24 protein-coding genes and 1 riboswitch are annotated in these 25,131 nt (G+C 41.9%); of the genes, 11 read left to right on the forward strand and 13 right to left on the reverse strand.

The annotated features are described in order from the left end of the window. Nucleotides 1-5: 5 nt before the first annotated feature. Entirely contained in the window at nucleotides 6-1,202 is a 1,197-nt protein-coding gene (ftsW, locus tag FTT72_RS06465) for a putative lipid II flippase FtsW (RefSeq protein WP_180004691.1), read from the forward strand. On the opposite strand, the gene FTT72_RS06470 is transcribed toward ftsW, so the two are convergent. From FTT72_RS06470 to FTT72_RS06500, 7 genes are all read right to left on the reverse strand, one after another. Beyond that, nucleotides 1,191-1,451 (reverse strand): zinc-ribbon domain-containing protein, encoded by a 261-nt coding sequence (locus FTT72_RS06470; RefSeq protein WP_078189439.1) that lies wholly within the window; start codon nucleotides 1,449-1,451, stop codon nucleotides 1,191-1,193. The two genes, ftsW and FTT72_RS06470, sit on opposite strands and share 12 nt — an antisense overlap. Nucleotides 1,452-1,536: 85 nt before the next feature. Next, nucleotides 1,537-2,454 carry a tRNA glutamyl-Q(34) synthetase GluQRS gene (gene gluQRS / locus FTT72_RS06475; protein ID WP_373686896.1) on the reverse strand — a complete coding sequence of 306 codons (918 nt, stop codon included), beginning with the start codon at nucleotides 2,452-2,454 and terminating at the stop codon, nucleotides 1,537-1,539. A 4-nt stretch (nucleotides 2,455-2,458) separates the two neighbouring features. Beyond that, nucleotides 2,459-2,986 (reverse strand): RNA polymerase-binding protein DksA, encoded by a 528-nt coding sequence (dksA, locus tag FTT72_RS06480; RefSeq protein WP_078189438.1) that lies wholly within the window; start codon nucleotides 2,984-2,986, stop codon nucleotides 2,459-2,461. A 209-nt stretch (nucleotides 2,987-3,195) separates the two neighbouring features. Next, entirely contained in the window at nucleotides 3,196-3,999 is an 804-nt protein-coding gene (gene cpdA, locus FTT72_RS06485; RefSeq protein ID WP_180010667.1) for a 3',5'-cyclic-AMP phosphodiesterase, read from the reverse strand. A 10-nt stretch (nucleotides 4,000-4,009) separates the two neighbouring features. Next, a complete protein-coding gene (locus FTT72_RS06490; protein ID WP_078192575.1) occupies nucleotides 4,010-4,630 on the reverse strand; it encodes an NUDIX domain-containing protein in 621 nt (206 codons plus the stop codon). 76 nt (nucleotides 4,631-4,706) lie between these two features. Beyond that, nucleotides 4,707-6,602 carry a phosphomethylpyrimidine synthase ThiC gene (thiC, locus tag FTT72_RS06495; protein ID WP_078189435.1) on the reverse strand — a complete coding sequence of 632 codons (1,896 nt, stop codon included), beginning with the start codon at nucleotides 6,600-6,602 and terminating at the stop codon, nucleotides 4,707-4,709. A gap of 116 nt (nucleotides 6,603-6,718) precedes the next feature. Then, a riboswitch (TPP riboswitch) is annotated at nucleotides 6,719-6,845 on the reverse strand. 111 nt (nucleotides 6,846-6,956) lie between these two features. Then, entirely contained in the window at nucleotides 6,957-7,916 is a 960-nt protein-coding gene (locus FTT72_RS06500; protein ID WP_180178062.1) for a hypothetical protein, read from the reverse strand. Nucleotides 7,917-8,248: 332 nt separating this feature from the next. Here FTT72_RS06500 and FTT72_RS06505 point away from each other — a divergent pair, with 332 nt between their 5' ends. Both FTT72_RS06505 and phoU read left to right on the forward strand, forming a co-directional pair. Then, nucleotides 8,249-9,604, forward strand: a complete 1,356-nt coding sequence (locus FTT72_RS06505) for a TolC family outer membrane protein (protein WP_078189434.1) — start codon at nucleotides 8,249-8,251, stop codon at nucleotides 9,602-9,604. 83 nt (nucleotides 9,605-9,687) lie between these two features. Continuing rightward, complete coding sequence (gene phoU / locus FTT72_RS06510; protein ID WP_078189433.1) at nucleotides 9,688-10,404, forward strand: phosphate signaling complex protein PhoU; 717 nt, start codon at nucleotides 9,688-9,690, stop codon at nucleotides 10,402-10,404. A gap of 58 nt (nucleotides 10,405-10,462) precedes the next feature. On the opposite strand, the gene FTT72_RS06515 is transcribed toward phoU, so the two are convergent. Beyond that, entirely contained in the window at nucleotides 10,463-12,259 is a 1,797-nt protein-coding gene (locus FTT72_RS06515; protein ID WP_180178063.1) for an ABC transporter ATP-binding protein, read from the reverse strand. Between the two features lie 172 nt (nucleotides 12,260-12,431). Here FTT72_RS06515 and FTT72_RS06520 point away from each other — a divergent pair, with 172 nt between their 5' ends. Next, entirely contained in the window at nucleotides 12,432-13,058 is a 627-nt protein-coding gene (locus FTT72_RS06520; protein ID WP_078192573.1) for an alpha-ketoglutarate-dependent dioxygenase AlkB, read from the forward strand. 230 nt (nucleotides 13,059-13,288) lie between these two features. Here the strand turns inward: FTT72_RS06520 and FTT72_RS06525 are convergent, their stop codons facing one another. Continuing rightward, nucleotides 13,289-14,065 (reverse strand): IclR family transcriptional regulator, encoded by a 777-nt coding sequence (locus tag FTT72_RS06525; RefSeq protein WP_180177186.1) that lies wholly within the window; start codon nucleotides 14,063-14,065, stop codon nucleotides 13,289-13,291. A 464-nt stretch (nucleotides 14,066-14,529) separates the two neighbouring features. On the opposite strand from FTT72_RS06525, the gene FTT72_RS06530 reads away from it, so the two are divergent. From FTT72_RS06530 to FTT72_RS06540, 3 genes are read left to right on the forward strand one after another with little or no spacing between them, the layout of a single operon-like run. Further along, nucleotides 14,530-16,629 carry an FUSC family protein gene (locus FTT72_RS06530; RefSeq protein WP_180178064.1) on the forward strand — a complete coding sequence of 700 codons (2,100 nt, stop codon included), beginning with the start codon at nucleotides 14,530-14,532 and terminating at the stop codon, nucleotides 16,627-16,629. Continuing rightward, nucleotides 16,622-16,828 carry a DUF1656 domain-containing protein gene (locus FTT72_RS06535; protein ID WP_180114128.1) on the forward strand — a complete coding sequence of 69 codons (207 nt, stop codon included), beginning with the start codon at nucleotides 16,622-16,624 and terminating at the stop codon, nucleotides 16,826-16,828. The genes FTT72_RS06530 and FTT72_RS06535 overlap by 8 nt, the downstream gene beginning before the upstream one ends. Before the next feature lie 33 nt (nucleotides 16,829-16,861). After that, nucleotides 16,862-17,866: an HlyD family secretion protein gene (locus FTT72_RS06540; protein ID WP_180178065.1), complete on the forward strand. Its 1,005-nt coding sequence runs from the start codon at nucleotides 16,862-16,864 to the stop codon at nucleotides 17,864-17,866. 105 nt (nucleotides 17,867-17,971) lie between these two features. On the opposite strand, the gene ruvX is transcribed toward FTT72_RS06540, so the two are convergent. Continuing rightward, nucleotides 17,972-18,415, reverse strand: a complete 444-nt coding sequence (gene ruvX, locus FTT72_RS06545) for a Holliday junction resolvase RuvX (protein ID WP_078192570.1) — start codon at nucleotides 18,413-18,415, stop codon at nucleotides 17,972-17,974. Beyond that, nucleotides 18,408-18,962: a YqgE/AlgH family protein gene (locus FTT72_RS06550; protein ID WP_180178066.1), complete on the reverse strand. Its 555-nt coding sequence runs from the start codon at nucleotides 18,960-18,962 to the stop codon at nucleotides 18,408-18,410. The genes ruvX and FTT72_RS06550 overlap by 8 nt, the downstream gene beginning before the upstream one ends. Before the next feature lie 309 nt (nucleotides 18,963-19,271). On the opposite strand from FTT72_RS06550, the gene FTT72_RS06555 reads away from it, so the two are divergent. Further along, the gene (locus FTT72_RS06555; protein WP_180178067.1) at nucleotides 19,272-19,997 is read left to right on the forward strand and encodes a hypothetical protein; all 726 of its coding nucleotides are present in this window, start codon (nucleotides 19,272-19,274) and stop codon (nucleotides 19,995-19,997) included. A 61-nt stretch (nucleotides 19,998-20,058) separates the two neighbouring features. On the opposite strand, the gene recN is transcribed toward FTT72_RS06555, so the two are convergent. Then, nucleotides 20,059-21,720, reverse strand: coding sequence for a DNA repair protein RecN (gene recN / locus FTT72_RS06560; RefSeq protein WP_078189423.1), 1,662 nt, complete (start codon nucleotides 21,718-21,720; stop codon nucleotides 20,059-20,061). Between the two features lie 600 nt (nucleotides 21,721-22,320). Here recN and FTT72_RS06565 point away from each other — a divergent pair. The 3 genes from FTT72_RS06565 (at nucleotide 22,321) to FTT72_RS06575 (ending at nucleotide 24,509) form a co-directional block, all read left to right on the forward strand. Further along, a complete protein-coding gene (locus FTT72_RS06565) occupies nucleotides 22,321-22,644 on the forward strand; it encodes a pyrimidine/purine nucleoside phosphorylase (protein ID WP_067763086.1) in 324 nt (107 codons plus the stop codon). A gap of 177 nt (nucleotides 22,645-22,821) precedes the next feature. Continuing rightward, nucleotides 22,822-23,580 carry a 23S rRNA (guanosine(2251)-2'-O)-methyltransferase RlmB gene (gene rlmB, locus FTT72_RS06570; RefSeq protein WP_168378207.1) on the forward strand — a complete coding sequence of 253 codons (759 nt, stop codon included), beginning with the start codon at nucleotides 22,822-22,824 and terminating at the stop codon, nucleotides 23,578-23,580. Nucleotides 23,581-23,588: 8 nt separating this feature from the next. Continuing rightward, nucleotides 23,589-24,509, forward strand: coding sequence for a DMT family transporter (locus tag FTT72_RS06575; RefSeq protein WP_373686897.1), 921 nt, complete (start codon nucleotides 23,589-23,591; stop codon nucleotides 24,507-24,509). A 14-nt stretch (nucleotides 24,510-24,523) separates the two neighbouring features. Here FTT72_RS06575 and coaE read toward each other — a convergent pair whose 3' ends face one another. Next, nucleotides 24,524-25,126, reverse strand: coding sequence for a dephospho-CoA kinase (gene coaE, locus FTT72_RS06580; protein WP_180178069.1), 603 nt, complete (start codon nucleotides 25,124-25,126; stop codon nucleotides 24,524-24,526). Nucleotides 25,127-25,131 lie beyond the last annotated feature (5 nt).

Here is a 25,131-nt window from a genome sequence, read left to right on the forward strand (position 1 = left end):
GTTGTATGGCTGGGTTGGCTCAGACGACCATAAATAGAATAAATGAAGTTGTAGAGCGTTGGATTCCTCGGTTACCTGCCGAGGTCAACGTGCGCAATGTTCTGGTGTTCTGTGTTTTGGCATTGTTGTGTATTGGTTCGATCATGGTGGCATCTGCATCGATGCCTTATGCAGAACGCATGCATGAAAATGCCTTTCATTACATTTCACGACACGGTATTTCGATTGCCGCCGCCGCCGCCGCCGCCTATATCGCCTATAAAGTGCCGTTAAATGTCTGGTTTAACAACACCTTCTTTTTATGGATTATCACGATTATCTTACTGGCTGCTGTATTGGCTGTCGGGACAGAGGTCAATGGTTCTAAACGTTGGATTCGGATCGCTGGTTTCACCTTACAGGCTTCGGAAGTTGCCAAAGTCATGATGGCGATATTTACCGCGGACTATGTGGTACGGCGTGCCGAAGAAGTCCGCAATAACATCAAGGGCTTGGTACGATTGGCAGTGATTATGGCTGCAACTGTCGGTTTAGTCATGGCAGAGCCAGATTTAGGGGCGACGGTGGTGATTGCCTTAACTATGCTAGGGGTATTCTTCCTCGCAGGTGCACCGTTGATTCAGTTTGCAATTGCCTTTGGTGCGATCATCATGGCCTTTGTGTTCTTGATTTTATTTGAACCTTATCGTTTAGAACGTTTGATGTCGTTCTCAAATCCATGGAATGATCCATTAGGCGCAGGCTACCAGTTGTCCAATGCATTAATGGCTTTTGGTCGCGGTGAATGGTTTGGTGTCGGCTTGGGTCATAGTATTCAAAAAATGTCGTATTTACCTGAGGCACATACCGACTTCATGTTGGCGGTTTTGGGTGAAGAATTTGGCTTCTTTGGGATTTTGACCGTATTGACGCTGTCATTTGTGATGTTGGTCTGCTGTATTCGCATTGGTCATCGTGCTTTACGTCATCAATACTTACGTGCAGGCTACTTAGCTTATGGCATCAGTATTATCTTCTTGCTGCAAATTTTGGTGAATGCCGGCATGAACATGGGCATGCTTCCAACCAAGGGTTTGACCTTACCGTTTATTAGTTATGGGGGGTCTTCTCTGATTATCTGTGCGGTTATGGTGAGTCTGATCTTAAAGATCGATGCGACGACCAAAGAAGTGAACCCAAGTAAAGAAGAATCAAGCTTCTAAATTCGTATCTCGTTGCGGATCGGGAGATGCATGGTGGAGTACACTGGCCGGCATCTCCGTTCCACAATGGAGACATTTGACCAAGCTCGCCTTGGCTTTAGACAGTGGAATCAATGGAATAAAAAATAAAGAAAAATAATTACGTTGCTGTTTCAACTCATACTGAGTTCTGCTGCGGCAGACAGGGCAAGTAAATTGGCTCTTTTCAATGACTTTGGTTTTCGGACCAACTCCAAAAATAAAAAACATTAGTCTCTCCAATGGTCGATTGATCACTTTATTAAAGCATAATTCAATTGAATATCGAGTGATTGGCTCAGATAGGGATGTGGGTTTATTGATAGATTTGAGGCAATGCTGTGCCATGGGGAATTTGTTGAATATCCCACTGCGCAATCGCCTGTTGTAGCATAATGCGCGGCGTGTCTAAGTCGACTGGCGGTTGATGTAGGGCCTGCAATGCTTGTTGCAATAAAGGTGCTGCTTGGTTTAAATCAAGAGCTTGAGCCATATTCTGTTTTGACAGTTTTTGTCCCTGATTATTCATTGCCAATGGCAAGTGCATGTATTCAAGGCGTGGATAACCCAAAACCTGTCCGAGCCAAATTTGACGTTCGGTATTGTCCAAAAGATCAGCTCCACGTACGACATGGGTCATCCCTTGTAGGTAGTCATCCACCACGACAGCAAGTTGATAATTGATAATGCCATCACGGCGTTTTAAGACGAAGTCGCCCAAATCTTGTTGCAGATTGGAGCAATGCGTCCCTTGTAAGCGGTCGGTAAAACAAATGTTCTGTGCATCGACTTTGATCCGAATGGCCTGATCCTGAAGGGGAAGGCCTAGATTGCGACATGTGCCTTGATAGATATGATTCGAACCAAGCATTTTTCGGGTGCATTGACAGGCATAGACCAAGCCTTGTGCATGCAAATGCGCAATGACTTGCTCATAGATTTCAAGGCGGTCTTTTTGGAAAATGATCTCGGTATCTGGTTCGAATTGAAATGCATCAATACAACGTAAGATATGTTCTTCGCTACCGGGAAATATACGTGGAATGTCGGTATCTTCGATACGAACCACCCATTGCCCTTGATGGGCACGGGCATCGCAGTAGCTTGCAACTGCTGTAATTAAAGAGCCAAAATGCAAAGGGCCGGTTGGCGATGGCGCAAACCGACCCACGTAATGCTCTGCAGCTTTCCCTCCCTTTTTTAAAGGTAGGGCTAGAGAGGAATTACTCAACACAGAATTAACCGTTATTTTGCTTCTCTTTGATCTCTGCAAGTGTTTTGCAGTCGATACATAAAGTCGCTGTTGGACGTGCTTCTAGGCGACGTAAACCAATTTCGATACCACACGTTTCACAGAAACCGTAGTCATCATTTTTGATCGCTTCAATTGATTGTTCAATTTTACGGATCAGTTTACGTTCACGGTCACGTGTACGAAGTTCAATCGCAAATTCTTCTTCTTGCGTTGCACGGTCGTTCACATCTGGAAGCGCAGTATTTTCGTCTTGCATGGTATTCAAAGTACGGTCTACTTCTGACATTAACTCAGCTTTCCACGCCAATAAGATGTGGCGGAAATGCTCAAGTTGCCCTTCAGACATGTATTCTTCATTCTTTTTAGGCTGATAAGGTTCAATACCAAATAAGCTTGCAGTAGAACCACCTTCAGTCGCCTTTGGCTTTGATTTGCGCACGCGTTTGGTAGACTTTTCGTCTACTACATCAGTTTGTTCGTCTAAGACTTGATTTTGGTTGTCATTCGCCATATAGGGCATTCCTCATCATATGCATATATCTATACGCAAAAAATATGGTGATATGCAAGTTTTTTATCCACCCAACACAGAGTTTCCTTCTGTGGGGGTCGTCATCATATAGACTTTTTCTGCTTATTGATAGTCTTTGATGTTTGGATTCTAACTATCACTTTTCCTTTAGAAGGCATAAAGTAAAGCAAAAAAATCAAATTGAAAAGTTAATAACCTGAAATTTCAACATTAATTTGAGGTTGTTTCAATTTGACCCGAACAACTTCTGTTTTAAATTCACCATTATCATTCAGATAGAGTGCACGATACCCCGGTAAAGCTTCATCTAAGGCAAAATTTTCACTATGCGGTTTGAACTGAACACTGGTCGAAGGTGTCGATAAAAACTGAATATTGTGCCATTGATTAGATGAGTCTTGATGCACGTGTCCGCATAGTACAATTTTGACATTGTCATGGCGTGAAAGCACATCCATCAGATGTTCAGCATTTTTTAATTTGTGCTGATCTATCCAATGCGATTGCATGGCAAAAGGGTGGTGGTGGCATGCCACAATGATGTGTTGCTGTGGGTGTGTTGTGAGCAACTGGTCTAATTGTTCCAACTGCTGTTGTGATACCCAACCATCCACTTTTCCCTTGACCGCACTGTTCAGTAAAATCAGACACCAGTTGCCTAATTCGATGCAGTGTGCCCGATCTTGCTGTTGATGAAATGGGAAGCAAGATGCTTCGTCATGGTTACCCGGAATCTGATAAAATGGAAACGGCTGCTGTTGCATATATTCGCGATAACGCGCATAGGTGCGCTCTACCGGCACTTGTGCAAGATCGCCAGTATGGACAAGCGTATCGATGTGATGATGGTTCAACTGAATTTGTTGAATCACATCGTGAAAACTCTGCTCTGGATTCATGCGGACAAACTCAAGATCTTCCTGATCCATTAAATGTGTGTCCGAGATCTGGATCAGTGTCCAGTCGTATTGTGGTGTGTCCCTTAAAGTCATGTCCTTCCCCTTAGACATTCCTTGTAGTATGTATTTGTTGTTGTAACCATTGCAAGGCCATAATGACAGGTGCGTTTTTTAGCCGACCATTGGTTAATAATTCAGGAATATCAGCATAATCTAAGATATGCAATTGAATATTTTCTCCTTCATCAGGCATACCAAAGACTCCACCATGTTCAGGCAGTTCAGCTTCAGCACTATATAGGTGGAATAATTCCGCGCAGGCACCCGCAGAGGGATAAAAACTAAATAAATGCTGTAGCGCATCTAATTCACAGCCTGATTCTTCCAAACTTTCACGGCGGATACAGCTTTCAGCAGATTCATCACCATCGAGCACGCCGGCAATGATCTCAAGTTGCCAAGGTGAAGTTTCATCATCAATCGCCCCAATGCGGAATTGTTCAATTAATGCAAATTTTTGTTGTTGATGACTATAGATCAGCACACCTGCTGCTTCAGGACGATGAATCAATTCACGCTGAATGGTTGGAATCATGCTGTCTTGATGGAATAAGCGGTGTCGAAGCTGAACTTTTTCAACTTGAATAAAGCCTTTATAAAGATGTTCACGCCCTTCAATGCTGTAATCTTTTTTGTTATATGTGGCCTGTTTAATAATATTCATAAGCGCTAATTAGGATGAAATCTTCCATTTCATCCTAACCGAGATTTTGTTGAATACAAAAGATTTTTTTTAAGCTTTACACTTTGTGGTACAACTTTTGACCATGTTCATGATAGGCCGCTTTCATGCTCTGTAAACCTGTTTCAATTTCAGGATTAGATTCTGAAGAAAGCTGCATATCTTGCTGATTTTTTGCATAATCTCTCACATTTTGTGTGATTTTCATCGAGCAAAATTTAGGTCCACACATGGAACAAAAATGGGCCGATTTATGTGCTTCTTTCGGCATGGTTTCATCATGCATGCTGCGCGCTGTATCAGGGTCTAAGCTCAGATTAAATTGGTCTTCCCAGCGGAATTCAAAGCGTGCTTTGGATAATGCATTATCACGAGCCTGCGCACCGGGATGACCTTTGGCAAGGTCTGCGGCATGGGCTGCAATTTTGTAGGTGATAATGCCATCTTTGACGTCTTTTTTATCTGGTAGACCAAGGTGCTCTTTCGGGGTCACATAACACAGCATCGCGGTGCCGTACCAACCAATCATTGCTGCACCTATCGCAGAGGTAATGTGGTCATAGCCCGGGGCAATATCGGTTGTGAGTGGTCCAAGGGTATAGAAAGGCGCTTCTTTGCAAACCTCGAGTTGTAGATCCATATTTTCTTTGATCATGTGCATTGGTACATGGCCTGGGCCTTCAATCATGACTTGTACATCATGCTCCCATGCCCGGTGAGTCAATTCACCTAAGGTGCGTAATTCACTAAATTGGGCTTCATCGTTGGCATCTTGAATACATCCCGGACGTAAACCATCACCTAAACTGAATGACACATCATAGGCTTTCATGATTTCGCAGATTTCATCAAAATGCGTATACAGGAAGTTTTCTTCATGATGCGCTAAGCACCACTGCGCCATGATGGATCCGCCACGTGACACAATACCAGTTAAACGGTTGGCGGTGAGTGGAACATAACGAAGCAACACGCCTGCGTGAATCGTAAAGTAATCGACACCTTGCTCGGCTTGTTCAATCAGTGTGTCTTTGAAAATTTCCCAGGTTAAGTCCTCTGCGACACCATCAACTTTTTCTAAAGCTTGGTAAATCGGCACTGTGCCAATCGGTACAGGGGAGTTGCGAATAATCCATTCGCGGGTTTCATGGATATTTTTACCTGTCGATAAATCCATGATGGTGTCAGCGCCCCAACGAGTTGCCCAAGTCATTTTTGCCACTTCTTCATCGATGCTTGAACCAAGTGCTGAGTTACCAATGTTGGCATTGATTTTCACCAAGAAGTTACGACCAATAATCATCGGTTCACATTCAGGGTGGTTAATGTTGGCAGGGATAATGGCACGACCTTCAGCCACTTCTTGACGTACAAATTCTGGGGTGATTTCAGTTAAATTGCGTGCGCCAAAATTTTGACCGGCATGTTGGCGCATATCTACACCTTCACGCTGGCGCTGATTTTCACGAATCGCAATGTATTCCATTTCAGGGGTGATGATGCCTTGTTTGGCATAGTGCATTTGAGACACATTGTGTCCACGACGAGCGCGACGGGGTTTTGAAATATGCGCAAAACGAATCTCTGCAGTACGAATATCTCGAAGACGCTCTTGTCCAAATTTTGAAGTTAAGGTATCGAGTATTTCCGTATCATTTCGAGACTCGATCCAAGATTCACGGACATTGGGTAGACCTTGATTCAGGTCAATTTGAATATTGGGGTCTGTATAAGCACCAGAGGTGTCATAAACCATGATCGGCAGATTTTTTTCTCCACCCAGACCTGTAGGCGTATCTGTAAGACTGATCTCACGCATTGGTACGCGAATATCTGGACGTGAGCCTTGGATATAGACTTTCTTTGACGCGGGGAGAATACGAGTGAGATCTTTAGCATCTTGTTCATGTTGAGCAGCGCGATCTGAAGCGGTGAGATTCGTTAATTGGTTCATTGCAATGATCCTTATGAATGACATCAACGAATCAAGCACGACCAAAAACGTGGCAGTTTATCTGATGGATTCACCTGAAAATAAAGGCGTAAAACCAAGAGATAAGAAGGGCTTAAGTTTTTAGATGGCTTGATTCCTACGCAGGTATTAACCTGATCAGGTTCAACGGTACTCATCCTTAAATTTAGCGAACTAAATTTAGATGATCTCAGCAGGAAATTACCTGCGCTCCGTCAAGCTTTGTGCGGATATTAGCATGAAGGCTGTTTTAAAACAGTGTTATTTTTCATCGATTTTGCAGTGCAGAATTTTGGGCAGGCTCGTGTGCAATTGAGCTAGAGTTAGCTAAAAGGACTATTTATTTACACAAATAGCATCACTAAAACAGTCTTTCTTATAATGCGGATCAGGATTACGGACACCAATTAAATTCAACAACTGAGCTTCAGAACGTTGAGTAGATGCGGCAGTGTTTTGATCTAATAATTTTAAAAATAAACGCGCCTGATCTGCCAATTTGGAGTTTTTTAATTGAGCCAAGCGTTCAATTTCTTCTAAAGAACTGGCTTGAATACTGAGGCGGTCTGAAAAATCATTGGAAACTGGACTGTGTGCCGAACCAATAAATAACAACTGGCTATATTGATATAGCAATTGTTGTGCATCTTTTTTGTAGGGGCTATCTGGATATTGTTTCAGATAGTCTTCCCAAAAAATTGCACGTGTCGCAATCTCTTGCGGCTCAATGGCTAAACTTTGTTGCAGCAAGGCGGGTTGTGCATTTTGTTCAGCCAGTTTTTCAATAAAGACTTGCTCAGATTCTTCCATATAAGGCGCAAAAATTTTGGCTAAATATTCAGGACTGCGGCGATAGCGTAATTGTCCTTCACCTGCATCGAACAACTCCACATAAGCTTGGCCTTTATGTTTCAGTAAATACTGATCGCGGGCAGTGAGCTGTTCATAATGATTTTGTTGAATGGTGGGATGCTGAGCCATATCAAAGGCAAATTGTTCGAACGCCATTTGCTGTTGAGCTGTACGTTCAACATGTAAAAAGTTGCGATACATTTGATTGGACAAACGCAGTAATTTTTTTTGTTCGTCCGCTTTTAACAGCGGCAAGCAGACTTTGAGATCTTGGTTGATTTGTTCTAAAGCGAAAGTTGTTCGTTGATCGTCTATTTCCAGCATGTTTTTTTCAAGTTTTTTGCACAGCAAAGACAAATCGACTGCTTCTTTTTGAACAGTCTTATTGTTGGAAAACTCTGGTGCAGGTTGTGGTTCAGGCTGTTGTTGGCATCCATTCAACATACTGAAACATAAAAACATTGCACTAAACTTTACAGGCAGCTGAAAAAAATTTGACACAGGAACTCGATGCGCTATAGAAGTGGTATTGTCCGATGGAATGTCGACTATTCTATAGATGAAACACGTGCAATATGTGTACTATTGTACAGTTCTTTGTTATAGCGTTGTGAGTAATGTCCGAAAACGACTGAAATTATCTGATTTTGTCGCATTTGATATAAAAAATTAATAAAAATCATACGGAAATTTGTAAGGATATGATTAGTATCTGCTTAGTTTTAGGCTTGAATATTCAATCTCGGGTATTTGAATATTAGGAATTTACAAAAAAAATGAACAAAAAAGTTGTGGTGGGTCTTTGTTTGCTTTTCACGAGTCAATGGGCGTGTGCGCTAGACCTTGTGCAAGCTTATGAACGTGCAAAACAGGAAGACCCCAATTGGCAAGCCAATAAACTACAATATGAAGCAGATAAGTTGAATTTGGGGATTGCCAATGGGAACTTACTCCCGACGGTAACAATCTCCGGAAATGTGACCCGAAAAAATCAAAATTCCAACCAAAGCGGTGCTCAAGCTGGGCTGATCATGCCAGACAGCACGACAACAAGACAAATTGCGCTCACTGCTCGTCAGCCCATTTTTCGTTGGGATGCATGGGAAGGGCTGAAGCAAGTTAAGACCTCGATTAATTTAAGTGAAATTAATCTGCGGATTCAAAAACAAGATCATATTTTAAATGTCTCAGAAGCTTATTTTAATGTCCTACGTCAGCAAGCTTTAACGGTTGCAAACTTACAAGAAGAACAGGCGCTATCTGAACAGCTGCGTATGATGAATGGCAAATTAAAAGAAGGTTTGGTGGCAAAAAGTGATGTCAGTGAAGCCAATGCACAATATCAAAATGCACGGGCTAACCGCATGGCGACCAATGTTCAATTGGTTTTGGCGCAGGAACAATTACAACAGTTGATTGGACCATATCGAGAAAATTTGGCGGTGTTACGTGAAGATTTTCAGTTTGAGAAACCGATTCCAAACAATGTACAAGCGTGGGAAGAATTGGCTCAGGGGCAGAACCTAGGCATTTTACAAGCGCGTATGCAACAACGATATGCGGAAGATGGCAAACGCGTTGAAAAGGCCGCCTTATATCCTCAGATCGAAGCCGTTGGGACCTATGGTTATAACAAGCAAAGTCCACAATCCATCATGTCGCAAGATGGTCAATTTGATCAGGTAGGGATTGAAATGAACTGGAATGTGTTTAATGGTGGACGGACGCAGAAATCCATCAAACAAGCGGCGATCAATGTTGAAAAAAGCCAAGCACAGGTGGATGCAGCGATTCGAAAAGCACAAACCGATGTAAAAAAATCTTATATGCAAGTCGAAACGGATCAAAGTAAATTACAGGCTCGTAAAGCAGCGATGGATTCTTCCGCGCAAGTGTCTTTAGCATCACAAGCCCAGTATCAGGAAGGTCTGAAAACCATGGTTGATGTGCTTTTGGCACAGCGTAATGCCTTTTCAGCCCGTCAAGATTATTTAAATTCTAAGTACGATTATTTAATACATGTACTGCAACTCAAAGCCTCCGTTGGGAAATTAACGGAAGCTGATTTAGTGGAAATGAATGCGTGGTTGGTCGATCAGAAAAATCAGCCATCGATCCTACTAAAGAAATAGGCCATGGTCATAAAAGTTTCACAATCAATATGCTTTAATATGGCACTAAAATCTGCCGATTCACGTTGTAGTGGAGACTCGCTTTGCCTAATAATCCTGTTTTAAACCATCATATTTCTTCGCAATTCAATGAAGAATTGCAGGATGTGCATACCAAATTTATGACCATGGGTGGTTTGGTGGAGCAGCAGGTTGCAAATGCCATTCATGCCTTATTGGATACGGATGCAACGATGGCGATCGATGTTCAATTTCAAGACAATACGGTGAACCGTATGGAAACTGAAATTGATGAAGCGCTTACCCTAATTTTGGCGCGTCGTCATCCTGCAGCGATTGATCTGCGCATGGTGATTGCGATGTCGAAAGCCAATACCGATTTAGAACGGATTGGTGATGAAGCGGCAAAAATTGCCCGTATTGCACAAAGCTTGTGTGAAGAGGGGGGGTCACCGCGTGGTTATATGGAAACACGGCATATTGGCAACCAAGTCCGTGTGATGATTCATGATGCGCTCGATGCCTTTGCACGTTTGGATGTAGATCAGGCTTTACGTGTCCTTTTGGCCGATGCCGATATTGACCGTGAGTACCAATCGGCAACCCGTACCCTCATGACGTATATGATAGAAGATCCACGCCACATTACTCGGGTCATGAATGTACTTTGGGTGCTGCGTTCACTTGAACGTATTGGTGACCATGCTCGAAATATCTCTGAACAAGTGATTTATATGGTGAAAGGTCTAGATGTCCGTCACACCAGTGTTGAAGAAATTGAGCAAAAAGTTCAGCGTTAATTGATAAAAACCAATATGAACGAAGCCCATCACACGATGGGCTTTTTTTTGTCTAAAATTAACTATGTGTTTCTTCGTCTTCCTCAAAAGCTCGGGCAATTTTGTCAATATTCAAACTTTTCGCCATCGCATCGAAGATTTGCTTATAGGCACCTTCTTGATGGTACAAATCATGATGCTCCCCGTGTTCTACGATTTGTCCATCTTTCATGACGTAGGTGTAATCGGCATCGATAATTTGCGACAAACTATGCGAAATCATGATGACGGTACGACCTTGCTTAATTTGATCCAAACTATTTTTAATTTGTTCAGCAGCGATAGCATCTAAACTTGCAGTCGGTTCATCCAAGAAAATAATCGGTGGATTTTTCAGGAACATGCGTGCTAAGGCAATGCGCTGTTGTTGTCCACCCGAAAGCAGTAAGGCATCGGCTTCATAGGCATGTGGAAGTTTTAAGATCTGATCATGGATCGAGGCTTTTCGTGCTGCATCAAAGACTTCTTGCTCTGTGGCTGTACTTTTGCCATAGTGAATATTTTCAAAAATTGAACCTGGGAAAATATGATTTTTTTGTAAAACCAAACCAATATTTTCACGTAAATACTGCGTATCAATTTGTTCTAGGTCGATGCCATCGAGTTTGATATTGCCCGCTTGAGGATGATAAAACTTATCCAGTAAGCTAATTAATGTCGATTTACCAGCGCCAGATAAACCAACCAATGCGGTGATTTTATTCGGTTGGATGGTCATGTTGATGCGGTGCAATGCCTGAAAACCATTGGGATAGCTAAAGTCGACATTGCTCAATTCAAATTGACCTTGAATCGTAGGTTGGGCAGTGCCACTGGTTTCAATTTCATGATCCGCTTCTAAGATATTAAAGAAGCTTTCCGAATAAATCATCGCAGAGTTAATTTCATCATAGATACGATGCAGCGAGCGAATCGGGGCAGAGACGTTATTAAATAACAACACGTGATACATAATCATCCCGATACTCATTTGCCCATCCAAAACAAAATAGGCTGTCAGAATGATGATCAGTACCACACCGACCTGTTCAATAAAGGTTTTGAGTCCGTCAAAGATATAACTGGTTTGCCGTGTCTGCATCTGGTTTTCAGTCAGTGACTTTTGCAGATTTAATTGCTTTTTCGATTCGACGGCTTCTTTGTTAAAAGATTTAATGACCGTTATCGAATTGATAATACTCAGAATACCCTGATTTTTCTTTTCAAAATTATCGCGTAGGGCACGGCGTTTGCCTGCCAGTTTTTGTGATTGTTTGAAAGTTAGCCAAAAATAAATCGGCACGATAATTGTGGCCACCACGCCAACCCAAACATTGGCATAATACATTAAGCCCAGTGCAATAATCGCACTGGTAAAAAGCGGTAAAATATCAATAAAAAAGATTTGAACTAGTCGTGTGAGCGAGCTGACACCCCGATCAATTCGAGTTTGGAGCTTACCTGCTTGGTTGTCTTGTTGATCGAAGAATGCCAATCGATAGGTGATAAATTTTTCAATAATGCCTTGGGACAAATCCTGAGAAATTAAAATACGTAACTTTTCACCAAACGATTTTTGTCCAAATTGCACGATGGCATTGATGACTTCTTTTCCCAGTAAAACTACGGTGATGGTGATTAATATATGCCAACCATTGGCTAGACCGAGGCCTTGCTGTAAAAGCTGATTGATGCTGTCTACGGTATATTTGAGTGTCAGGGCATTCACCTGTGCCGTGAGTGAGCCAATTAAGGTCAAGATCAGCGTCACGACCACCAGCCAGCGGTATGGCTGTACGAATGGACGTAATTTTTGGAAAAGCTGCCACAGGTTCATAAGCAATTATTTTTATTGTGAATATGAGCTTTAGTCTAAGACTGAAAATTCTATGCGACAAGTAATGACAATGTTTTGATTTGTGACGAGAGTTTTTCGGCTAAGATATTTTTTAAATGTGCTCACGACATCAGCATCACGCTGCTGTGCCAAACAGTGTTGAGTTGAACCGATGAATTTTGAATTATTTACGCCTGAACCGCATGCAAATCTGTTGCCCTATGATGGTGAAGTTGAAGATTATGGATTGATCTTCAATGCTGAAGACAGTGAAAAATATTTACGCTATTTCCTCACGCAGTTGGCTTGGCAGCATGATGAAGTCATTTTGCATGGACAGTATTTTCAAACGGAACGAAAAGTGGTTTGGTATGGAGATGCTCATTATGAGTATCACTATTCAGGCATGCAAAAGCAGGCATTGATCTGGAATCCGGCTTTACTGCGCTTAAAGAAATATATTGAGCAACGGGTGGGTCAGACGTTTAATTCCTGTTTGGCCAATTTATACGAAAATGGTACGCAAGCGGTGGGGTGGCATAGTGATGATGAGCCATCTTTGCTTTCACCCACACAGCAGGTGGTGATCGCATCTTTGAGTTTTGGCGCAAGCCGAAAGTTTTGCTTTAAACATAAAAGCACTCAAGAGAAAGTACAGCTTTTACTGCAAAGTGGACAGTTGATCGTGATGCGTGGGAAAACCCAACGGTATTGGAAACATGCCCTAATGAAGTCGATGAAAGTGACCGAGCCGAGGGTGAATTTAACCTTTCGTTATTTCTATGATCAACAGCCGTAAAAAAAGCCCATATCTAGATGAGCTTTTTTCTTTCTCTGAGGAAGAGTATAGCGACAATCAACTGAAATCATGGAACACATGGCTGAGATGACTGCTAAAGAACAATAATCATATTATGATAATCTTTCTGGAATTTATAATTAATAAATTCAATTAATAATATAAATTTATCAGATTAATTAAATATCATCTTTACAATATCGCATCAGTTGTGCGCAAACTGATCAGATTTAAATGGCGTCCGATTCTTCCATCAAACTGCTGTATTTTTTCTCAATACGCGCTGTACAGTCTTGCATCATTTCTACGATTTTTTGAAAATTCATAAATTCAAAACGATTTTTAGACGCCAATAGGGTCAAAGCAAGTGGGGGTTCTTTACTGGAAAATTTAATCGGAATCGATAGGCTCGACATATTCGGGTCAACTTCACCATTGGAAAAATAATAACCCTGCTTTTTAATCTTTTTCATTTGCTGCATAAACTCTTCTTCATTATGCGCAAAACCAACTTGAGATAATTCGTCAGCAAAACGGTGGTAATAATCTAAAATCCGTTGCTTAGGTAACTGAGACAAAATCACTTTAGACGATGAGCCTTTATACATCGGACGCGGGCTACCTCGACCATAAGCCAAGGCTGCATAGTCTTTATAAAGTTCATGATGTACATCAATGCAAGAGTCGATATTCAGATGCGTCAATAAGCAACAAGACTCTGTGCGTTCCACAATTTCTTTCATGAAGGGAATGCTAATTTGCACCAATGGATCGGTGGTGCGAGAAATAAAATCAAGCACAGCAATTTTTGAACCCAGTGTGTAATCGCCAGAAGTCCCACTGAGGCGCTGCAATAATTCAGCAGAAACCAGTTCTTTTAAATAGCGATAGCTCGTTGGTTTAGATAAGCCTAATTCTTCACTAATAATGTCGACATTGATGATGGGACGAGCAACTGAAAATAAGTCGAGTACGGTGAGAATTTTACCAAAACTGGAAAGCGCCATAAGAACCTGCTTGGTCACAATAAAAAATGAATCGTTAAGTTACTTTATAACAAATTGCTCGGCCTGATGTTGCGATTTTCTACACTGGAAATGAAACAAATCTGAAATATCACCGGGTTTCTTGGGTCATCCTGATAAAAGCATAGTAAAAACCTGAAATACGCATTTAAAATATAGTTGAATTATCAAAATAAGATATTTTTATTGACTTCGGTTTGTTTTTTTAGCAAAATTGCTATGAAAATATCCTATATTGAATAAATATTGCCCATCTGTTCGATGCGCAGGCAATGTTGCACATTACTTTTTGTATTCAAATGGTTTGAAATACGATTTGAATCGCTTCTTTACTTATTGAAATTTCTAGTCATTCCTGTGCCGTGATACAGGTTGTGCTGTCGAATGTTTAAGCATTCGATACGAGGTCGTTTTCACTAAAAAGAAGCAAACCACCGAGATCCATCATGCTGCTGACGAAACAAATACTCGCTTTTCGGCCCAATAAAATGGACTGGATTTTTGCGACCAAAACGTTCATCGCGGGCATGTTGGCATTGTATGTGGCCTTTGTACTGAATTTGGCTTATCCGATTTGGGCGATTGGCACCGTTTTCGTGATCGCGAATCCATATTCAGGGATGACGTCTTCAAAAAGTTTGTATCGTGTATTAGGGACGTTCTTAGGGGCGGCCGTGTCGGTGGTGGCACTGCCACATCTCATTCACATGCCTGTACTGTTTACGGTGTTTTTAGCGGTTTGGGTTGGGTTTTGCCTGTATTTGTCACTGCTAGACCGTACGCCTCGTAGTTATGTTTCCATGTTGGCGGGTTATACCACGGTCATTATCTGTTTTAACGTCGTGTATTTTATTGATACCGCTTCGATCTTCGATATGGCCTTGGGGCGTTTTCTCGAAATTACGGTGGGTGTGGTCTGTAGTGCCATCGTGACCACGACATTATTTCCAATGCATATTGGCCCTGCCGTCGAAACACGGGTGAGCAAAACCTTTGCCGATACCAAAGAAATTTTTGATCAGATTTTATTAGAGCCTGCTGAGCTAGAAAATTATTCTAAAAATCTTGGCAATATTGCACGAGATATCGCGGATATACATGTCATGGCGGTGCATTTGTCTTATGAAAAATCCACCTTAAAAGGCATGACACGTCCATTGCAGGAAATCTTGCATCAGTTGAGTTTGTTGGTCAGTAACTTGGTGGCCATGTCTGAACGGATGAAACAATTAGATGGTCTGGACACACATTATCGGACGGCACTCAAGCAAGCCCATGAACATATTGCCGCGTTTTTATTAGATCAACATCAGATTGAGGAAAGTGAACTTAATCAATTGCCTGAACAGTTTGAGCAAGATTTTCAACACATTCATGCACAGGCATTGCCATCACAACAGGTGATTTTGGGCAGTCTAAAAATGGATATTCGCCATTTTATTCAGAATATTCGTGCGATTCGCTTGCTTTGGCAGCGGGTACAGCAAGGCGACTCCACTTTACCAGCTACACTGACCGCCTTGGGCAATAGTCATTATCCGACTTTGCACCGAGATGCGGGGGTTGCCATTCGTGGCGGGGTGTCTGCATGTTTGATTATTTTAATTTCTACGGGTTTTTGGATCGTTAGTGGTTGGAAAGCTGGATTTATGATGGCCGAAATGGCTGCGATCAGTGCCTGTATTTTAACTGCAATGGATAACCCTGTTCCTGCATTGAAAATGTTTATTCGCGCCAATATGTATGCGGCTTTCATGGTGTTTATCTACGCCTATGGCATTTTCCCGCATGTGACCGCTTTTTGGCAGTTGATCGTGGTGTTAGCACCGTTTGTGATGTTCTGTCTGATGCTGTTTTTACATCCGCCTTTGATTGGGATCAGCTTGCCGCTTTTGATGGGCACCATCATGGGACTGAATTTTCAAAACCGCTTTAGCCTCGATCAGGTGTTTTTCTTTGATGCATCGATTGGGACGGTTTTGGGACCCATTATCTCGGTATTTATTATTCATTTAGTACGTGCAATGTCACCAGATATGACGGCCCAACGCATACTTTCACAGCACTACAAAGCACTGCGTCAGGCTTTATATCTGCCGTACGGCTTACCGTTTCGGGTGCATTTACGCAGTATGTTGGACCGAATTGGCATCCTAAACAGCAAAATGGTGCAATCAGGAAATTTGAAACAACAGATCGAGTGGGCTTTGGTGGAAGCCAGTGCGGTGATTGATTTGACCCGCTTACAAGAACTGATGAATAAACTCGATCCGAATGATGCATTGGTCAGCGAACTCGAAGAGTTACAACAGGATTTAGATGACTATTTTCGGGCCATGGAACAAGGGCAAAAGAATGTGTATATGAGCTTGAAACAGCAAATTGTAGAGCGAATTCAACGATTGAATCAGGCCGTTCAGGGTGTGGAAAACGACGATGTTATGCATCGAATTCAGTATTCACTGAACAATATTCAAAGCAGTTTGTGTCATGTCCTAACACAGCAAACACCAAATCATTTACAGGTCGAGGCACAACATGGGTGAGCTAAATATATATGGCGTCTATGTGCCCATTCTATTGATTCAAGCGATATTGGCCTATCTGTTATTGCGGGTCATCATGCGTTTGTTTGACCGATGGATGGCGCAAGATTGGGTGCCGATGCCCAATATTTTTTATTTGGGTGTATTTGTGATGTTACTTTGGCTGGTGCATGAAATCTTTATTTTCTGCCAGTTCTAAGCCCCTAAAAAATGAAATGATTGAGGTAATTGTATGACCAATTTGAATGTCCGAAAATATGTTCGGCCTGTATTGTTGATAATCGTGCTATGCGGCGCATTACTTGCGCTAAAACATATTTGGGACTATTACAATTCGGAACCTTGGACGCGTGATGGACGGGTACGTGGTGACGTGATTCAAGTGTCATCGGATGTTTCAGGTTTGGTCACAGACGTTTTGGTTCAAGACAACCAACAAGTGAAAAAAGGCCAAGTGCTGTTTCGTATAGATGTGGCACGTCAAGCCTTGGATGTTGAGCAAGCCAAATCTGACTTGGCGAAAGCCAAAGCAGGACTGGCAGGGGCTGAAGCGCAGCTTGCTGAAGCCAAAGCGAATTTAGTGAAGTCGCAAGCCAATATTAATCTTGCAGATAAAAATGCAAATCGTTATGCAAGTTTGATGGACGGTGCGATTTCAAAACAAGAACAAGATCAAATGTTTGCAGTACGTGATCAATCACATGCAGAGCATGAGCAAACTCAGGCAGCGATTGAACAAGCCCAAGCCAGTGTGGTGCAGCAAAAAGCCCTGATTGAAGCAGCGAATAGCAATTTGCATTTGGCTGAGTTGAATTTAAAACGTTCGGAAGTGGTTGCACCAACAGATGGAACTTTGTCTAACTTCGAACTCAAAGCAGGGAATTATGTCAAAGTAGGCCAAGCCGTAGCGGCCTTAATTGACCGTCAACAATTGTATGTTGTGGGATATTTTGAAGAAACCAAACTGGATAAAATCTATGTTGGCGCACCTGCAACAATCCAACTGATGGGAAGTTCTGAGGTTTATAAAGGCCATGTACAAGGCGTTGCAACAGGGATTGAAGACCGTGAACGTACCTCGACTGATGGCTTACTTGCCAATGTCAATCCAACCTTTAGTTGGGTCCGTTTGGCACAGCGTGTACCAGTGAAAATTGTACTGGATGAAGTACCGCATGATCAGTTGGCTTTTGTCGCGGGTCGAACCACCACGATTCATATTGTGGATAAAAACTAAGTTATCCCCAATCATTTCATCCGCGCAGCATTGAGTGGTCAATCTTGCGCATAAAAAAGCATCCTCTTTTGGATGCTTTTTTATTTGCCTGTTTGTTGAAAGTGCTTAAGGTTTCAGTCCCACTGGATTTCGATACCAACTTTCAATAAACAATGCTGCAGCAAGGCTGTCGGCAGAAAGATTCTTCGCACGGCCTTGGGCTTGATAATGATCTAATTCATCACGCGCTTCACGTGTCGTTAAGCGTTCATCGACCATCAAGGTTTCAATATTGGTTTGGTGGCGAAGGCGTCGTGCAAATTTACGCGCACGTGTGGAGAGTTCAGATTCGCTATCATCCATATTGAGCGGTAGACCCACGATGAACAAATCCGGCTGATACTGTTTCACAATCTTGAGTAGATTATCCCAATTGGGAATGCCATCTTTCATTGGAAAGAGTGGCAGGGGATTTGCACTTTCAATCAGGGCTTGTCCCACAGCCATTCCTGTTTTTTGTGTGCCAAAGTCAAAGGCCATAATCATTTGATATTGTGGTAAATCAGGCATGTCCAATCTCAGATGATAACCACATGCGGTCTACGCCCATTTTTTTATAGGCAGCGTCCCAGCGGTCGTCATAAGGTAAGTTAAATATTAAATCCATGTCTGAGTCACAAATGAGCCAATCACCCCGAGCAATTTCTTCTTCTAATTGGCTTTTATCCCAACTGGCATAGCCTAGAGCCACTTGATAACGCCCCACACCTTCATTGTGTGCAATCGCATCTAAAATATCTTTAGACGTGGTAATACAGACATTTTCACCTACAGCAATAGACGAATGCCATGTCGGTTGACCGGTATGAAGAACAAAACCTGCCTCTGGGCGCAAAGGACCACCTTGCAACACTTCATGAGGATGCACATTATCTGCCTCAATTTCCAAATCATTCAAGAGCTCTTTGATCTGTAAACCTGAAGGACGATTAATAATGATGCCTTGAGCGCCATCTTCATCATGTCGCGCCAAATAAATCACCGTATTGGCAAAGAATTCATCGTTCATTTCGGGTGGAGCAATCAGGCAGCGGTGTGTGAGGTATTGTTTAGTCACCTAATGGCTTCTCCTTATTGGTGTAAGTTTCATTCTTGGGGGTGAATTGCATTCGAATAACGTTGTATTTATCAACATACTAGACTCACAAGTTTTCAACAATGAGTTTTTCTGCAAATTCAATATTTGTCATGCTCGACCAGTGAGGGACATGCTAAAAATCTTCATCGTGCAGGCGGGTCTGCAATGTGGTGAATTGTGAAGCGATGATTGGTGATTTGAACAACAGCAGTACAAAAGTGAGGATAAGATATACGTGATGGATGACTGAGATTGCTTAAAATAGCAGGATAAATTGAGGGTAAAACAATGACACATTATTCAAAAATAATAGGGATGGCACTCTGTGCAAGCCTACCTATTTCAGGCTTTGCAGGAGGCGCTGACTTACAAAAACATGAATCTCAGGTGATTAAAAAATATAAAAACTTAAATTTTTATGAGGTCAATGAAGCGATAGAACGTGAAATTGTGGATGTCATTGCGGCAGATCCGAGCAGTTTTCACTACGGATTTACGCAACTCGAAAAGCAAGGTTTTGTTCATGTGCAATATTCACCAGATAAAAAACTTAAATTTTATAGTTTTGATGTGTCTGGCGGAGGCACCATGGGGGAGTGGAGCAGCTATGTGCAATATGCAACGGGAAAAACGCAACATTTAGATCAATTTGACTCAGGCTATATCAATCAAATTTTGCCGGTCAACATCCAAAATAAAACCGTATATTTGGTGAAGAGTTATTATAAAGGTGATAATTGCAGTGGACTACATCATCTAAGAGCTGTTGAAGTTGGACCAAAACAGTTACTTAAATCTTATGTATTTCAAACTAAGCAAAAGAAACTAGATCAAATCTCGGTAGATTATGACTGCCATTATGAAACCGATCGTCGTAGCGGTAATGAATATCTCAAAATCAGTCCGAAACACGTGGATGTTATGTTACTCAATCAACAACATCAGCCGCAGTATAAATATTTACGCTATAGCTTAGGCTCGAAAGCCTTTGTGTATCAGGGAATTGTCAAATAGTGTATTTAAGAAAAAAGCCTGTGTACTTTGAATCCACAGGCTTTTTTGAACACATCAAAAATTAACTATGTTGAAATTTTAATTGTCGCAACTGTTTTGCGTGTTGTAAGGTCGTTTGACTAATCTCCACACCACCAGTCATTCGAGCCAGCTCTTGAATCCGATCATCTTCTTCTAATTCGATAATGGTACTGCTTGCAGGATCCGTTTGGCGTTTTTTCACTAAAAGATGTTGGTCAGATTGGGCAGCGACTTGGGCTTGGTGAGTAATACATAAAATTTGAACATGCTGTGCCAAATCAGCCAATAAGCGCCCGACAATTTCTGCCGTTCCGCCACTGATCCCGACATCAATTTCATCAAAGACTAAGACTTCGGATTCAGTTTTTTCAGCATTCATTACTTGCATGACTAAGGCGATACGTGACAATTCACCCCCCGATGCCACGCGTGCTAAAGGCTGAGCAGGAATCCCTTTGTTTGCGGTGAACAGCAGTTGAATAAAGCTTAAACCTTCACTTGAAGCTTGTTCTAGAGGCTCAAATTTAAATTCAAAATGAGCCTCTGGGAGCGCGAGCTGCTTCACTTGTTCAGTCAACTGCTTCGCCAATGGGGTAGACGCTTCACGACGAATATCATCCAAATGCTGTGCTTTGGCTAAAAAGTCTTGATGAGACACTTCTACTTGTTCAGCTAAGGTTTCAGGATCTTCAAGTTGATGTAATTGTTCTAGCTCAAGTTGCCACGCATCATAATCATTTTTTAAATCTTCAGGCTGAGTACGATATTTACGCGCTAAGCGATGAAAAACTTCCAGTTTGGTATTTAATTCGTCCATACGTTCAGGATCAAAACTTTGACGATCAATAAACTGACGTAAATTTGCGGTGGCATCTTCAATTTCACTTTGAGCGTTCAGCAGCGACGTATAAATTTCAGAAAGTTGTTCACTACGTCCTGCATGCGATTCAATCCGACGAATGATTGCGCCCATTTCTTGATTGATATTTTGCTCGGCGTCATCGAGGGCATTTAAACCATAGCTACAATCCTGCATGATATGTTCATGATGACTGAGACGGTCAAATTCTTGCTCGATTTCTTTGTAGTCCGTTTGCACAACGTCTTCAAGTTCTTCCAATTGAAGTTCAAGCGTTTCTATCCGTTGCTTACGTGTAGCCTGTGCATCGAGTGCTGCTTGGTGCTGACGAATATCCTTTTGCCATTTGCTATAGGCATCACGCACGGCTTGAGCAGGCTGATAAAAATTGTAATAACGATCCAGCCAATGTTTTGGATAGGGCGGTTCTAAGAGTTGTTGTTGGCTGTGTTGGCTATAGAGTTGTACCAATAAGCGGCCAATTTCTTTTAACTCGGACAAGCTGCTTGGACGTCCATTAATCCATGCTTTGCTGCGACCTGTTGCAAAAATTACGCGACGTAAATGGATCTCGCCAGACTCATCATCCAATTCGTGTTCTTTGAGCCAAAGCGCTTCAGGACTGTGCTCTTGATAGCTAAAGGTCGCTGTTACATCGGCTTTGTCTGATCCATAGCGCACATAGTTGGTGTCTGTACGTTCACCTAAGCAAGCTGATAATGCGTCTAGAAGTAAAGATTTACCTGCACCCGTTTCACCCGTCAGGACATTAAAGCCTTGTTCAATGTCGATGGCTAAATGGTCGGCTAATGCAAAATTGATCAGAGTTAAATGTGTCAGCATAAACGCATCCGAGCTGCGAAAAGTTCTAGTTAAAGATAATTAAGTTTTGTTTTAGTCACAAGATAAGTTTTATTTTAAGATGACGAAAAACCTCATAATTCTATCTTAAATTTCAGTTTAATAAGAAATTAGTTTCGTATCTGCCGTAAGCACGCAGTGTAGTGATGCAAAGAGTAAATGATCTTGCATAACGTGAGCTTAAATCATCCAACATTTTGCTAAGTTCTCACAAAACACGTTTGTGTATGTATTCTTGTATCTAATCTAACGTGTTATTGCCTTAAAACGTCATGATTTGGTCTCTTAAATCCGTCCATATAATTCATTATCCATGTATATATCTGTGAAATGATTTTGCAGCGTTTCAATAGACCCTAACTAGGACTTTAGTGGATGAAACAAAAAAGTATTTTGTACAACAGCACAGCTTGTTTTAGACTCTCAATGTTGAGGTGGTGGGATGAAATAGGGGCACATCCAGTACTCAGATTTTTGTAATTATCTATCGCACAGTTTTCAACACAGATTGATTAGTTTTTGCAGCACAATTAAACTACATCGATCAAAATATTATAAATATGCTTTATCTGGAGAAAACGCATGTCAGCACAGTTTGATCATGTATCAGTCATCAAAAAATCAAATGTTTATTTTGGCGGTCTATGCATCAGCCATACTGTGCAATTTGAAGATGGAACAAAGAAAACACTGGGTGTGTTGCTTCCAACTGAACAAGCGCTGACTTTTGAAACCCATGTACCTGAACGTATGGAAATTATTTCAGGTGAATGTCGTGTTCAAATTGCAGATAGCGAAGAAAGCGAATTATTCCGTGCGGGTCAATCATTCTACGTGCCAGGTAATAGCCGATTTAAAATTGAAACAGACGAAGTGTTGGATTATGTGTGCCACTTAGAAGGCTAATGATTCAATCCATTTAGGCACAGTTTTTTAACCTCAAATCGGTTAAACTATGTGTCATAGCATAAATCCTGTAAAGCTTGCTTTGCAGGATTTTTCTTTTTGGCAGCCTATGCTGTGCTCTAGGGATATCATACCCTGTTCAAAAGTTTATCGAAGTTTGCAATTTAGAGGTCGTTCATGGCGAAACCGGAATATTATTATGGCGTTCATTCAGTGGAGTCATTACTGGAACTTGAGCCAGAACGCGTTTTAACTTTATTTGCGTTAAAAGGACGTGATGATCAGCGTTTAAAACGTATTTTTGAGCTTGCAGAACCGTTTGGTGTCAGCATTCAAAAAGCTAGTCGTGATAGTTTGGAAAAACTTGCGGGACAACCGTTCCATCAAGGTGTGGTTGCTGCTGTACGTCCACATCCAGTTTTGAACGAAAAAGATTTAGAGGCTTTATTACAAGCCAATCCAAATGCGTTGCTATTGGCATTAGATCATATTACAGATCCACATAACCTTGGTGCATGCATTCGTACAGCGGCAGCCATGGGTGTTGAAGCTGTGATTGCACCGCGTGATCGTTCAGCGACGCTTACCCCAACAGCCCGTAAAGTTGCTGCAGGTGGTGCTGAAAAAGTGAAGTTTATTCAGGTGACGAACTTGGCACGTACCTTGGCTCAAATCAAAGAAGACTTTAATGTACGTGTGGTCGGCACTATGCTAGATGAAAAAGCATTGCCGATTCAAAATTTTGACTTCACAGGTACGGGTGTATGTGTGGTGATGGGCGCTGAAGATACAGGTTTACGTCCTATTACGCAGGCGCAATGTGATCAAACTGTTTACATTCCAATGGCTGGTAATTTGCAAAGCTTAAATGTCAGTGTCGCGACAGGTATGGCATTGTATGAAGCATGCCGTCAACGTAATAATGAATTGAAATAGAAGTGATGATGTCTCCCCAAAAGCAAGGTTATTTATATGTTTTCATTACCATGTGTATTTGGGGCGGATTCACCTTAACAGCACGTTTAAGCGCCAATTGGGGAATCAGTGCTTGGGACATTACCGCACTTCGGTTTGCTTTGGCATTTTGTATATTAATGCCAATTTTGATTTATAAAAAAGATACGGCTTTTTTATGGAAGAAAGAGCCTTTTATCCTTGCCATGCTCGGCGGGGTGACCTATTGCTTAACTGCCTATAGTGCATTTCATTATGCTCCTGCGGCTCATGCTGCAATCTTCCTCAATGGTTGTATTCCCTTATGTACGGCCATAGCCGCATTTCTGATCTTCAAGCAGCCGCTCGATAAGCATACCTGGATCAGTGTAGTGATTATGGTCTCTGCCATTAGCTTAATGAGCTATTTGATGTATGTGGAAACCGGTGTAGCGTTTGGTCTCGGTGATTTGCTGTTTTTTATCAGTGCCATTTGGTGGGGGATATTTACGGTATTGCTTAAACAATGGAAGCTCTCTGCTTGGCATGCCATGGCGGGGGTTGCGATTTGGTCTGCCGTGGTATTTGTGCCAATTTACCTAATATTTTTCCCTAAACATTGGTCCGATCCAGAGCCGCTTCAGCTCATTGGGCAAGTCATCTTTCACGGTATTTTTGTGGTGATTATTGCGACTTTAACGTATGTAGAGGCGATCAAGCGCTTAGGTGCATTTAAAGCCGGAAGCATCGTAACTTTGGCACCTTTTATAGCTGCGATTTTAGCGGTGCCGCTGCTAAATGAACCTTTAAGTTTTGCAATTGTGTGTGGATTGGTCGGGATGGGGGTTGGAGCGATTCAACCGTGGAAATGGTTGGGACGAAAGGATAGTCTAGAGCAGCAACTCGAACAACAAAAAAAGCAGTCTGAGTAAGACTGCTTTTTTATTTAGCTTTTTTCAGCATGCGCTAAATACTTGAGATGCAAAGGCCGAAGCTGCGAATAAAGATGATCTAAATGACCATCATTCAGCACGATATCATCGGCAATTTTTTGCTTTTCCTGACGTGGCATTTGTACGTGAATAATTTTTTGGATTTGCTCGATATTTTGACCATCGCGCTGTGATGCACGCTGAATTTGCAATTGTTCTGTGGCATCAATCAGCAAGGTGTGATTGGTCAATTCATGTTGATTGGTTTCAAATAATAGCGGTGAAACCAAGATGACATAGGGGCTGCTTGCTTTGTTTAATTGTTGGATAATGGATTGGCGTATTGCTGGATGGGTAATGGCTTCAAGTGCTTGACGTGCTTTAGGATCTTTAAAGATATGTTCACGTAAAGCGCGCCGATTTAACTCACCATTTTCCAGTAAAACCCAATCACCAAAATTTTGCTGAATTTGATTCAGTGCGGGTTGACCAGGTTCGACAACTTCCCGTGCAACGATATCAGCATCGACGACTTGAATGCCTTGGAGTTCAAACCAATTGCTTGCAGCAGATTTACCGCTACCAATACCACCTGTTAAACCCAAGACAAATGTCATACAAC

It is taken from the genome of Acinetobacter sp. YH01005, assembly GCF_013420465.1.
Classification (GTDB): Bacteria; Pseudomonadota; Gammaproteobacteria; order Pseudomonadales; family Moraxellaceae; genus Acinetobacter; species Acinetobacter amyesii.

Coding starts and splice junctions, on each gene's coding strand:
- ftsW (WP_180004691.1), top strand. CDS start 6: ATGGCTGGGTTGGCTCAGACGACCATAAATAGAATAAATGAAGTTGTA.
- FTT72_RS06470 (WP_078189439.1), bottom strand. CDS start 1,451: ATGTTTTTTATTTTTGGAGTTGGTCCGAAAACCAAAGTCATTGAAAAG.
- dksA (WP_078189438.1), bottom strand. CDS start 2,986: ATGGCGAATGACAACCAAAATCAAGTCTTAGACGAACAAACTGATGTA.
- cpdA (WP_180010667.1), bottom strand. CDS start 3,999: ATGACTTTAAGGGACACACCACAATACGACTGGACACTGATCCAGATC.
- FTT72_RS06490 (WP_078192575.1), bottom strand. CDS start 4,630: ATGAATATTATTAAACAGGCCACATATAACAAAAAAGATTACAGCATT.
- thiC (WP_078189435.1), bottom strand. CDS start 6,602: ATGAACCAATTAACGAATCTCACCGCTTCAGATCGCGCTGCTCAACAT.
- FTT72_RS06500 (WP_180178062.1), bottom strand. CDS start 7,916: ATGTTGAATGGATGCCAACAACAGCCTGAACCACAACCTGCACCAGAG.
- FTT72_RS06505 (WP_078189434.1), top strand. CDS start 8,249: ATGAACAAAAAAGTTGTGGTGGGTCTTTGTTTGCTTTTCACGAGTCAA.
- FTT72_RS06515 (WP_180178063.1), bottom strand. CDS start 12,259: ATGAACCTGTGGCAGCTTTTCCAAAAATTACGTCCATTCGTACAGCCA.
- FTT72_RS06520 (WP_078192573.1), top strand. CDS start 12,432: ATGAATTTTGAATTATTTACGCCTGAACCGCATGCAAATCTGTTGCCC.
- FTT72_RS06525 (WP_180177186.1), bottom strand. CDS start 14,065: ATGGCGCTTTCCAGTTTTGGTAAAATTCTCACCGTACTCGACTTATTT.
- FTT72_RS06530 (WP_180178064.1), top strand. CDS start 14,530: ATGCTGCTGACGAAACAAATACTCGCTTTTCGGCCCAATAAAATGGAC.
- FTT72_RS06535 (WP_180114128.1), top strand. CDS start 16,622: ATGGGTGAGCTAAATATATATGGCGTCTATGTGCCCATTCTATTGATT.
- FTT72_RS06540 (WP_180178065.1), top strand. CDS start 16,862: ATGACCAATTTGAATGTCCGAAAATATGTTCGGCCTGTATTGTTGATA.
- ruvX (WP_078192570.1), bottom strand. CDS start 18,415: ATGCCTGATTTACCACAATATCAAATGATTATGGCCTTTGACTTTGGC.
- FTT72_RS06555 (WP_180178067.1), top strand. CDS start 19,272: ATGACACATTATTCAAAAATAATAGGGATGGCACTCTGTGCAAGCCTA.
- recN (WP_078189423.1), bottom strand. CDS start 21,720: ATGCTGACACATTTAACTCTGATCAATTTTGCATTAGCCGACCATTTA.
- FTT72_RS06565 (WP_067763086.1), top strand. CDS start 22,321: ATGTCAGCACAGTTTGATCATGTATCAGTCATCAAAAAATCAAATGTT.
- rlmB (WP_168378207.1), top strand. CDS start 22,822: ATGGCGAAACCGGAATATTATTATGGCGTTCATTCAGTGGAGTCATTA.
- FTT72_RS06575 (WP_373686897.1), top strand. CDS start 23,589: ATGTCTCCCCAAAAGCAAGGTTATTTATATGTTTTCATTACCATGTGT.
- coaE (WP_180178069.1), bottom strand. CDS start 25,126: ATGACATTTGTCTTGGGTTTAACAGGTGGTATTGGTAGCGGTAAATCT.